The 10,836-nt window shown below is 61.6% G+C and carries 10 protein-coding genes, 1 other RNA gene and 1 pseudogene; 4 read left to right on the top strand and 8 right to left on the bottom strand.

Features of this window, described 5'->3' with window-relative positions; translation table 11 throughout:
* Positions 1 to 15: 15 nt before the first annotated feature.
* The 5 genes from K3724_RS08305 to K3724_RS08285 form a co-directional block, all read right to left on the bottom strand.
* Positions 16 to 1,140 (bottom strand): NUDIX domain-containing protein, encoded by a 1,125-nt coding sequence (locus K3724_RS08305; RefSeq protein WP_259991740.1) that lies wholly within the window; start codon positions 1,138 to 1,140, stop codon positions 16 to 18.
* Between the two features lie 29 nt (positions 1,141 to 1,169).
* Positions 1,170 to 1,610 carry a TrgA family protein gene (locus K3724_RS08300; RefSeq protein ID WP_259991738.1) on the bottom strand — a complete coding sequence of 147 codons (441 nt, stop codon included), beginning with the start codon at positions 1,608 to 1,610 and terminating at the stop codon, positions 1,170 to 1,172.
* A 30-nt stretch (positions 1,611 to 1,640) separates the two neighbouring features.
* Entirely contained in the window at positions 1,641 to 2,846 is a 1,206-nt protein-coding gene (locus K3724_RS08295) for a cyclopropane-fatty-acyl-phospholipid synthase family protein (RefSeq protein ID WP_259991735.1), read from the bottom strand.
* An 80-nt stretch (positions 2,847 to 2,926) separates the two neighbouring features.
* Entirely contained in the window at positions 2,927 to 4,351 is a 1,425-nt protein-coding gene (locus tag K3724_RS08290; RefSeq protein WP_259991733.1) for a deoxyribodipyrimidine photo-lyase, read from the bottom strand.
* A gap of 24 nt (positions 4,352 to 4,375) precedes the next feature.
* A complete protein-coding gene (locus K3724_RS08285) occupies positions 4,376 to 5,599 on the bottom strand; it encodes an aminotransferase class V-fold PLP-dependent enzyme (RefSeq protein ID WP_259991731.1) in 1,224 nt (407 codons plus the stop codon).
* Positions 5,600 to 5,842: 243 nt separating this feature from the next.
* Between K3724_RS08285 and K3724_RS08280 the strand changes: the two genes are divergently transcribed.
* Complete coding sequence (locus tag K3724_RS08280; protein ID WP_129372902.1) at positions 5,843 to 6,223, top strand: VOC family protein; 381 nt, start codon at positions 5,843 to 5,845, stop codon at positions 6,221 to 6,223.
* A gap of 55 nt (positions 6,224 to 6,278) precedes the next feature.
* Here the strand turns inward: K3724_RS08280 and acuI are convergent, their stop codons facing one another.
* From acuI to K3724_RS08265, 3 genes and pseudogenes are all read right to left on the bottom strand, one after another.
* On the bottom strand, positions 6,279 to 7,271 hold the full coding sequence (acuI, locus tag K3724_RS08275; RefSeq protein ID WP_259991729.1) for an acryloyl-CoA reductase: 993 nt from the start codon (positions 7,269 to 7,271) through the stop codon (positions 6,279 to 6,281).
* A gap of 103 nt (positions 7,272 to 7,374) precedes the next feature.
* Positions 7,375 to 8,469: a dimethylsulfoniopropionate demethylase gene (locus K3724_RS08270; RefSeq protein WP_259991727.1), complete on the bottom strand. Its 1,095-nt coding sequence runs from the start codon at positions 8,467 to 8,469 to the stop codon at positions 7,375 to 7,377.
* 21 nt (positions 8,470 to 8,490) lie between these two features.
* Positions 8,491 to 8,670 (bottom strand): annotated as a pseudogene (locus tag K3724_RS08265) (hypothetical protein); the annotation flags it as partial.
* 182 nt (positions 8,671 to 8,852) lie between these two features.
* Between K3724_RS08265 and K3724_RS08260 the strand changes: the two are divergent.
* The 3 genes from K3724_RS08260 to K3724_RS08250 all read left to right on the top strand — a co-directional run bounded on the left by K3724_RS08260 (position 8,853) and on the right by K3724_RS08250 (position 10,732).
* A complete protein-coding gene (locus K3724_RS08260) occupies positions 8,853 to 9,584 on the top strand; it encodes a FadR/GntR family transcriptional regulator (RefSeq protein WP_259991725.1) in 732 nt (243 codons plus the stop codon).
* A gap of 64 nt (positions 9,585 to 9,648) precedes the next feature.
* Positions 9,649 to 10,001: a transfer-messenger RNA gene (ssrA, locus tag K3724_RS08255) on the top strand.
* A gap of 167 nt (positions 10,002 to 10,168) precedes the next feature.
* A complete protein-coding gene (locus K3724_RS08250) occupies positions 10,169 to 10,732 on the top strand; it encodes a nuclear transport factor 2 family protein (RefSeq protein ID WP_259991723.1) in 564 nt (187 codons plus the stop codon).
* Positions 10,733 to 10,836 lie beyond the last annotated feature (104 nt).

Genomic DNA, 10,836 nt, shown 5'->3' with positions numbered 1-10,836 from the left:
CAAGGCGCGAAGCGGTCAGGACGGTGCGTTGCGCAGCCGCTCACGGTGGCGTGACAGCCACAGTGCAGCAGTGACCAGCGGCATGTCCTGATAGATCTGCGCATCAACGCCCTGCATCAATTCGTCATAGCTAAGGACCTGGCTGCGGATATCCTCGCCCTCACCGGCGACACCGCCGCCGCCATTGACGTCAGAAAGGTCAGATATACCGATGAAAACATGAATGAATTCCGCCAGTGCGCCGCTGGACGGATAAACCTGCGCCACCGGCTCCAGGCGCTGGACAGTGACGCCTGCCTCCTCTTGCGCCTCGCGGATCGCGGTTTCCTCGGGCGTCTCGCCGGGGTCGATCACGCCTGCGACCGGCTCCCACATCCAGGGGTGCGCCTCGCCCATGATAAAGGGCGGTGCGCGGAATTGCTCCACCAGCAGCACCTGATCGCGGACCGGGTCATAGGGCAGCAGCACTGCCGCATGGCCTGCCATCGCGGCAGAGCGTTCCATGACCGGACTGAGACTGCCGTCAAAGCGGCGGTACTGCAGGTTCATTTCTTCCATCGCAAAGAAATTCAGGTAGGCGCGGTTGTGGCTGTGGACGATCACGTCCTTTGACAGGTCATGCTCCGGATCACCCGGACGCGCCTGCGCCTCCAGCCAAGCGGCAGCGCGGCGGCGGACCGAGGGGAAGCAGCGGGCCACCTCTTCGGCGGTCATGCGGCCGTGATAAGACATCACCTCTTCAGCGGCGCGCAGGGACAGCGCGCCCCATTTTTGCACCCAGGCCGCCAGATCCCACGGCTCAGCGGTTTGCCACAGGCCGGGTTCGGGGAAATAGACCTCCGCCGGAGCGGTGCTGCCGTCCTCCAGCTGAACCGAAACCGGTTTCAGCGCGTAGCCGAAGCCGCCTTCGTAAAAGTTGAGCGCATCCAGATCGGCAGGCGACAACCCCTGCACCAGTACGCCGTCAGCCGTGGCCCCGGCGCGTGCCTCAATCGCTGGGAACGGCTGGCCAACCACCTGATAGACACCATGGCCGGACAATTTTGCACCCTGCGCGTTCAGCGCTGCACCGCTGCGGCCCAGCACCAGTTCAAGCAAAGGGATATGGCGCAGCGTGCCAAAGAAAAAGAGATCAGCCACGGAATACAACCTGTTGTTAAGAAGACGTTTCAGCGCCAACGGCGGGAGGCGTTCTCGGTCGCGAGACCGGCAAGAACCCCGCCCACGGCCAATGGCACCAGCACAGATGGCACAGCGATAACAAAGAAATACTCCAGTGCAATCACAAAGATCTGCGACAGTGCCTCAAACGGACCGCCATAGCGGTGACGCATGGCCAGGCGGAACATCTCCCAGGTGCCTTGGATGAACAGCGCCCAAAGCACCATCACCACCATGCCCGTGAGGCCATTGTTGATACCGGGCACCAGCCCGCGGCCGGCGCGTTTGCCCATGAAGATCCAGCCGCTCAGCAGTCCCAGCGCCACATTCACATGCACAAAATAGCCGAAATCGGTGCCTTCGGGCATCAGCGGCATAACCAGGAAGGACACAAAGAACGCCACCAAGGCAAGACAAAAGGCGGCGGTCAGTCGGGCTCCGGTGGGCATGTCTGGTTACAATCCGTGCGGCCAGTTCAGTCAGCGATGCGCAACTGTAATCTGCGTTACATCGCAATTGCCAGTCTTAAAGGCCGCGGCGCAGGAAGTGAGGTAAAAGTTCCACATCTTGCGGAAGCGGTCATCAAATCCCAAGCCGGCAATCTGGTCCCAGCGGGCGTTGAACGTGTCGTGCCAGCGCCGCAGGGTCTGGTCGTAGCTGTCGCCGAATTCAATCGAGCGGACCACGCCCAGCCCCGCCCGCTCGACTTGATTGCGCAGGACATGCGGGGACGGCAGCATGCCGCCGGGGAAAATGTGTTTCTGGATGAAATCGACGCCTTTGCGGTAAATCTCCCAACGCCGGTCGGCAACGGTGATGATCTGCAGCGTCGCCTTGCCGCCGGGTTTCAGCCGGTCGCGGATGGTGCTGAAATACGCCGGCCAGTATTTCTGACCCACGGCCTCGAACATCTCGATTGAAGCGATGCCGTCGAATGTGCCGCGGCAATCGCGATAGTCCTGCAAACGCAAATCAACCTGATTCGAAAGTCCTGTCTTTTCCATGCGCTGCCGGGCAAAGTTCAGCTGCTCCTGACTGATGGTCAGACCGGTGACTTTCAGCCCCCGCTGACCGGCGGCGTATTCGGCAAAGCCGCCCCAGCCGCAGCCGATCTCCAGCACATGGTCGCCGGGCTGCACCCCCATCTGATCCACCATCGAGGCGTATTTCGCGGTCTGCGCCGCCTCCAGGCTGTCCTGGCCGCTGCGGAACAGGGCGCTGGAATAAGTCATCGTATCATCCAGCCACAGCCCGTAGAAGTCATTGCCCAGGTCGTAGTGGTACGAGATATTCTTTTGCGCCTGTTTGCGGTGATTGCGGTGCAGCCAGAAACGGAAGCGTTCATAAGCGCGTGCCAGGCCCTGGCCCGGGAAACCGTCATAGACGGTATTGGCGCCCATATGCACCAGATCCATAAAGGCCTGCAGGTCCGATGTGCTCCACCAGCCTTCCAGGTATGCATCGGCAAAGCCAAGATCGCCCTCGCGGATCAGCCGGGCAAAACAGTCGGGATTGCGGATATGCAAGTCGGCAGTGGGGCCGGGATCGCGCCCGTTTGCGGAAAATATGCGCCCGTCCGGCAGGTGGATATCCAGCTGCCCGACCTCCATGGCCTTCACCTTGGCAAACACCGCAGCAAAGTAGCGCGGCAGATCTTTCTGGCCCTCAACGGACGTGTGCTTCATGCGCTTCCCCCTGTGAGACACGGACTGGCTACAAGGAAAAAGCTAGGCCGCAGGGGGCCTTCCGGCAAGAAAACTATACGTCAGCGGTTTTCACGGGCACCGTGATAAGCCGCGAGCGCGCGGTCGCGGCCCTCTTTCAGGCTGATCACCGGCTTGGCGCGGGGAGTGTCCGGCGACAGCTCCCAGGACAGCGGCGCAGCGTCAAAGAAATCCAGTGCGGATTGCGGTGCATTACCTTGCCCCTCGGCAATCCAGCGTCGCGTGTAAGCACCTGATGAGTCGAATTTTTCCAACTGACCGCTGGGGTTGAAGACACGAAAAAAAGGGGCGGCGTCGGGACCGGAGCCAGCCACCCACTGCCAGCCCATGGCGTTGGATGCCGGATCCCAGTCCACCAGCGTATCGGCAAACCAGTCCATCCCGATTTTCCAATGCGTCATCAGATGTTTGGTCAGGAAACTTGCCACGATCATCCGGGCCCGGTTGTGCATCTTGCCGGTCACATACAGTTCGCGCATGGCGGCATCTATGAAGTCATAACCCGTCTGTCCGCGCTGCCATGCCAGAACCTGGCGCGTGATGTCCTGCGACCAGGGAAAGGCCTGCCATTCGCTGCGCCAGCTGGCTGTCAGCATATGCGGCGAGTGGTACATCAGGTGATAGGCGAACTCGCGCCAGGCGACCTCTTTCAGGAAATGTTCCGCGCCCTGGTTGCCGCGTTCCATCGCCGCGCGGCCCAGGTGCCACATGCGGTGCGGGCTGATTTCCCCCCAGGCAAGGTTCTCCGACAGGCCGGAGGTGGCATCCTCGCCCGGATAGTCGCGGCGCTCCTTGTAGGCGTCCACAGAATATTCAAGGAATTCGTCCAGACGGTTTAACGCGGCACCTTCGCCCACACGGCAGTAGCGGGCGACCACATCCGCACCGCGGCGCATGGCGGCGCCCATATTCCAGGCGGAGAGATCTTCGCTGGCGGGCCAGTTTTCCGGTGCCGGCAGCGCGGCGGGTGCCGGCAGCAGGCTGTTGACGCTGCGGCCCCGCACGGCCTTCCAGAACGGGGTGTAGACCTTGTACATGCCTCCGGTCTTGGTCTCGACCGTCCAGGGTTCAAACAACAGCCGCCCGCCGTGGGATTTGGCCGTGATCCCCTGCGCCGAGAGCTGCTGTTTCACCGCGGTGTCGCGGGCAATGGCCTGCGGATCATACAGGCGGGACCAATGCACGGCCCCTGCCCCGGTTTCAACGGCCAGCTGCTGCAGCACCTCCAGCGCCTTGCCCCGGCGCAGGATCAGACGGGAGCCGGCCCTGGCCAGTTGCCTTGCGAAATGCTCCAGCCCCAACCCAAGGCGGAACTTGGGCGCTGCGCCCAGCGCTTCGTCCTGTTCGTCGAGGATATAGACTGGAAGCACGGGCGCACCGGACGCGGCAGCAGCCGTCAGCGCCGGATTGTCACAAAGACGGAGATCCCGCCTTATCCACCAGATCACCGGGGAACTGCTGTTCATGCTGCTTTCCTTGCCCTGTCTGCGTTACAGTACCCGGTCCAAGACCTCAATCAGCTTGGCCACTTCTGCCTCGGACGTGTAGTGGGTGAAGCTCACACGCAGCACGCCCTCGTTTGGATCAACGCCCATGGCGGAAAGGGCGCGCACAGCATAGAAATCGCCGCCGCCGGCCATGATGCCATATTCCGACATGGCCGCGGCAACCGGTTCCGCCGGGCGGTTCAGGGCAATGGCAACGGTGGGCGCGCGGTTTTCTGCGGTTGAAGGCCCCAGCAGGCGGACATCGTTACGGTCCTTTACCGCATCCAGCAACGGCTGCAGCAGGTCAACCTCATGCGCGCGCATCAGGTCGTGGACAAAGGCGCCGGTTTCGGCAGCAGTGCCCGCGTGGCCATGATGGGCCGCCAAGGCCTCGAAATAATCCGCCATGCCGGCCGAGGCCGCCACCTGGGCATGGTCCGGGCCTGCCGGGGTGAAGCGTTTGTAGAGCGTGTCCGCATTGAAGTAATGCGCCTGGTTCGGCAGCAGCGCGCCCAGCGCCTTGCGGATCACCATAATACCCTGATGGGGGCCATAGGTCTTGTACGCGGAAAACAGGTAGATATCGGCGCCCAGGTCATCCACATTCGGCAGCCCGTGCGGTGCGTAAGAAACGCCATCGACACAGACAAAGGCGCCGGCGGCATGGGCCATGGCGGTGATCTCGGGCACCGGGTTGATCTCGCCCACCACGTTGGAACAATGCGGGAAGCAGACCAGACGGACATTTTCGTCCAGCAGGTTTTCCAGTTGCGCCGGGTCCAGATGGCCGGTCTGCGGGTCGATCCGCCATTCGCGGATCTCGATCCCTTCCTCGGCCAGACGGCGCCAGGGGCCGGTGTTGGCTTCGTGATCCTGATTGGTGACGATGATGGCTTCGCCGGGCTTCATGAAGCTGCGGAAGGCCTGCGCCAGCACATAGGTGTTCTGGGTGGTCGAGGGGCCAAAGCTCAGTTCCTCAGCGGCAACGCCCATCAGCGCGGCCAGACGGGCGCGGGCCTCGTCCATCTCGGCGCCGCCGAGGCGCGAGGCCTCATAGGGGGCATAGGGCTGCACTTTGCGCTGGGTATAGAACCGGGTCAGCCGGTCAATCACCTGGCGGCAGGTATAGGAGCCGCCCGCGTTTTCAAAAAATGCCTGATCCCGCAGGCCGGGTTCGCCAAAGGCCGGGAACTGGGCCCGGACAAAATCAATATCCAATGCGGTCATTGCTTTTCTGTCTCCTCAAATCGCGCACCGGTCAGGTGTTCCCGGTTCTTGGCAGGCGGTCGGCCAAGGCTGCACTCCTGCGTAAGGATTGAGGGAACACTTGCGGCCCTGCAAGCTGGAAATTTCGAATAAAACGCCGTGTATGAAACCTGCCTGCCGGAGATGCTCCGGACCGCAGGTTGATGCCAGAAACTGACAACAGCGCCTGTCATGCTGACCGCAGGCAAAAACGGAGGATTTGATATGGCCTATACCCCCAAGGATTTCCTGGTCTGGGGCGAACTGCCCGTCAGCGATCTGGACGCGGCAGTGACGTTTTACTCCAAGGTGACCGGTGCCGCGTTGAGCATCGACACCAGCGGTCCCAACCCGATGGCAATGTTCAAGCCTGCGGACCAGGCAACCGGCGTTGCCCTGCATCTGTATCCCGGCAAACCGGCAGGCGACGGACGCGGCCCGACGCTGCATCTGACCGCTGAGGGCGAGTTGGAAGATGTGATGGAGCGGGTCACGGATGCCGGCGGCAAAGTAGTCTCCCCCACTATCGAGATTCCGCCCGGGCGGTTCTTCTATGCCACCGACCCGGACGGCAACTCGGTGGGTTTCTTCAAATACAATGACTGACACGCAAAAGGCCCCGGGAAAGCACCGGGGCCTTTTGTTGCCATCCGATCAGGTCTCAGCCGTTCACGTCAACCACAACACGCCCCTTGACCTGGCCCTTGAGGATATCCGCCCCCAGCTGCGGCAGGTCGCTAAGGGCGGCGGGTTGGATCATTGCCTCCAGCTTGTCCATCGGCAGATCCTTGGCGATCCGCTCCCAGGCGCGCAGACGGTTGTCATAAGGCTGCATGACGGAATCGATGCCCAAAAGGTTCACGCCGCGCAGCAGGAACGGGATGACGGTGGCAGGCAGCCCGGCGCCGCCCGCAAGGCCGACAGCAGAAACCGAGGCGCCATATTTCATCTGCCCCAGAACCCGTGCCAGCATGGCGCCGCCAACCGCATCGACACAGCCCGCCCAGCTTTCGCTTTCCAGCGGGCGTTTGGTGGTCTCGTTGATCTCCTCGCGGGGCACAATCCGGGTGGCGCCCAGGGATTTCAGATAGTCCGCGGTTTCCGGGCGGCCCGTGACGCCGGCCGCCTCATAGCCGAGGTTCGCCAGGATCGCGGTGGCCACCGAGCCGACACCGCCCGCGGCACCGGTGACCAGAACGGGACCATGCCCGGGCTCCAGTCCATGATCCTCCAGCGCCATCACCGCCAGCATCGCAGTAAAGCCCGCAGTGCCCACTGCCATTGCCTGGCGGGTATCCAGCCCCTCAGGCAGCGGCACCAGCCAATCGGCGCGCACGTTGGCCTTTTGGGAATAGCCGCCCCAATGCGCCTCGCCCACGCGCCAGCCGGTCAGCACCACCTTGTCGCCAGCTTTGTAGCGGTCATCCGAGGACGTCTCGACCGTGCCGGCAAAATCTATCCCTGGCACATGCGGGTACTTGCGCACCAGCCCGCCGCCCGGCCCGATGCACAGGCCGTCCTTGTAGTTCACGGTGGAATACTCCACCGCCACGGTCACTTCTCCCTCGGGCAGGTCTTCCAAACTAAGCGGCTGTACCGCGGCAGACGTCTTGCCGCTGTCTTCGTCCTTGTTCACAACCAATGCATTGAACATTTCACATTCCCTTTCCAAAAACCCAGCCAGATCCCATTTTCATCTGGCCCAAAATATCCCGGGGGAGCCGCGGCCTGCCGCGGCGGGGGCAGCGCCCCCGCTCCTACCGCCAGAACCTCTCCTGAACTGTTGCGGGCAGCATTCCTGCCGGGGTCTCCACTTCCATCACCGTGCCGGGCACCCAATGGGACCTGTCCACCATCCCAATCGCCGCATTCACTCCAAACTCCGGCGCATGAACGGCCGAGCCGACCTGCCCCACCTGGCGTCCGTCAGCAATAAGCGGCCAAGCATCCAGGCACGGTGGGATCTCTCCACCGATCACCAGCGGGCGGATCTGGCGCGCGGGGCCGTTTGCAGCCTGTTCTGCCAGTGCGGCCTTACCGATGTAGTCCTCGGGCGAATTGCAGAACTTACCCAGTCCGCATTCATATGGCGTGTTGCCGCGGGTCATGTCGTTGCCGTAACTCAACAGCCCGCTTTCGATGCGTTCAATGGTGTTCGGGCAGCCCGCACGGACGTGCATGTCCTCCCCGGCGGCAAACAGCGCATCCCACAAAGGCATTCCCAGATCCGACCCTTCGACATAAATCTCAAATCCGCCCTGCTTGGACCAGCCTGAGCGCGCCACCACCAGCTCGGCACCCTGGAACGCAAGACGTTTGTAGCGGAAAAAGCGGATATCGCGCACCGCATCGCCGAACACCCGCGCCATCAGATCGTCGGCCTTGGGTCCCTGCACAGCCAATGGCGACACATCCGGCTCCACGATATCGACATCAAAGCCCTTGGCAATGGCGATCCCCAGCACGAACTGCAGCAGGTCGCCATCGGCCAGCGACAGCCAGTAGTGGTCCGCCGCCAGTTTCACCGCCACCGGGTCATTCAGCATACCGCCGTTGTGATCCACCGCCGGCACATAATAACACTGATCGTCCGCCATCCGGTCCATGTCGCGCGGGCTGATCAGTTTCATCAGCCGCAGCGCATCCGGCCCTTTGATGCTGACCTGCCGTTCGCAGGACACATCCCAGACCTGCACATGCTCCTTCAGGTGCGCGCAGTCGTATTCAAGACTTTCAAACACTGTCGCCAGCAGCATGTGGTTGTAGACAGTGTACCCTTTGACGCCTGCGGCCTCGACCCCTTTGGAAAAGGGTGTGCGCCGGATGCGGCGGGACGGAAAGATGTTCGCCAAACTCAAGTCTCCATATGAGCGTTACACAGTATAGTTTACCAACAGCGGAGCCGGCCGGAACCGCCCCCGCCGGTTTCGCCTTTGCTTGGAACCGGACCAGTCAATCGGGCAGGTTTCCGCAGACTTACCGCCAAAGTTCCAAACCCGGCCATAATCACGCACCCGCGATTTGAGGCCCGTAGCCGCGATTATGTCCGGCCCATGCCGGTGCTCATGGAGTACATCACCAAGGAACCCAAACCACAGAACGTTGCGCATGGATGATCCGAGCATTGCTTTCTCCCGACTCACGCCTTACGTTTTAAATGTCAGACTTTTAAATGTCAGACAAATGATTTTTTGCCGGGACACCTCCGGCGTAGTGCTGCGTCAGGGCCCTGAGAATGAAGATTGACCCCAACAGTTCCGCCGATCTTTCGGTTCAGATAGCGCAGGCTATCAAGGATGCCATCATCTCGGGCGCATTGATCGTGGATGAGCGGCTGCCGTCTGAAAGCGAACTGTCGGAGCAGTTTCAGGTCTCCCGTTCCACCGTGCGGGAAGCGCTGAAGCGTTTGGCAGCGCAGTCCTTGATCCGCACCCAGCGCGGCGCGACCGGCGGGGCGTTTGTAAACCGGCTCAGCTTTGAGGACGCCTATTCGCAGCAGATCACCACCTCAACCCTGCTACTAAGCATGAACGCGGTGAGCTTTGATACCGCTTGCGAAGCCCGCTATGCGCTGGAACGCTCTTGCGCGCCGCTTTCGGCGCAGCGCCGCACCCCGGATCAGCTGGCCACCATGCGGACCGAGATCTTCCGGCAAAACCAGCCTGGCCTAACCGATGAGGCCTTCTGCGCCTCGGATGTCTCTTTTCACCGGGCGCTGGTGGACGGGGCGCATAACCCGGTGCTGTCTTATCAATTGGCCGGCGCGGTGGAAGCAATGCAGCCCCTGATGAACATCATTACCTTCACCGCACGGGACCGCGCCGCAATCACTGCGCTTCATGCCTGCATTGCCGACGCGATTGAGCGTGGTGACGGCCCGGCCGCGGTGTCCGGCCTGCAGGATCTTGAAACCGAGACCCGGAAACTGGCCGCAGATGTGTTTGCAGCACGGGCAGCCGCGCGGTGATCACATCCTGTTTGCCAAAATCCGCAACAGCAGCCCCGGCCCAAATGCCGCCCGTGTGATTTTCGGCCTTTAACTCCCTTTGATACACCCCTATATTCGCAGTGTTCCCTTGTGGAACTATGGACATAAACGCGCTCGTAATAAACGGATCGGACCCGGGGGCGGTACCCGGCGACTCCACCAAACATCCTTCATTTGGGGATCATGGGGTCGAAACAGGATCGACGGACGTCTAAAGGGGTTAGCTTTGTCTCGGCGGGGTGCCACCGTACCGGCCCAAAAAGTACAATTGCAAATGACAATCGTGCTCCGGCAATGGCAGTAGCAGCGTAAGCTGTTAATGTCGCCGAAACTAAGCCCTTGCGCCTAGCAGCGTAAGGCGGGGTTCGCAGGTACCTGGCAACAGAAACCTGCACTTTCCGCCCTGTGTTTATGCTGCCGTTACGGCACCCTGCCAAAAATCACCTTTTTGGCGCTTTAAGTCTGCTTGCAGCACCTGTAGCAGGCACATCTGAACAGCAGCCTGTCTGCAGGCAGCCTGCCCTTGATGCCGCCTGCCCGGCCCCAAACACACCCCGGACTGAATGCCCAAACCTATCATTGAACCCGAGATTACCGCAGTATCCCCGCGCCGGGCGGCGCCTGCGCACGATCTGCCGCAGCATTCAGCCGAGTGCGCCCCGGCCATGGCGGTCCCGTTTGACTCCGCATGCCCGGCTGAAATGCCTTTGACCCGGCTGCTGCATTACTGGTTTGAAGAGGTTTGGTGCAAAGGCAATATGGACGCTGTTGCCGAGGTGATGACACCGGACACGCTGATTTACGGCGCAATCTCTGCCCTTGCGGAACCGGAATGCGACTATGGCGAAGTTGTCGCAGCGCTGCGCAACCTGCTGGGGCCGATGACTGTCACTTTCACCCACGCAATGGAAACCGCAGACTGGGTGACCGTCCGGCTTTTGGTACGCACCTGCAACCCAAGTGATGGTATGCCCTTCCAGATCACCGGTCAGGTGATGGCGCGGGTGGCGGATGGCAAGATCGCAGAACTGCATTCCAACATGGATTACTTCCGGATGTTCGAGAAGCTGGGCCAGCTGCCGCCCGAGGCCCTGGCAGTTTGCATGACTGGCGAACGGTTGAAGTGACGGCGCATTGCCGGCCTGCGTAATCTTGACAAGACTGCCGTAAATGCGGTTCTTAGGAGCTATGGGGACAACCGCGAACGCCCCGTGAGGCGACAAGCCCAAGG

Origin of the sequence: Leisingera sp. M658, assembly GCF_025144145.1 — a bacterium.
Lineage (GTDB): Bacteria > Pseudomonadota > Alphaproteobacteria > Rhodobacterales > Rhodobacteraceae > Leisingera.
The sequence above is the reverse complement of the archived record's forward strand: the minus strand, read 5'-3'. Positions and strand labels throughout refer to the sequence as shown.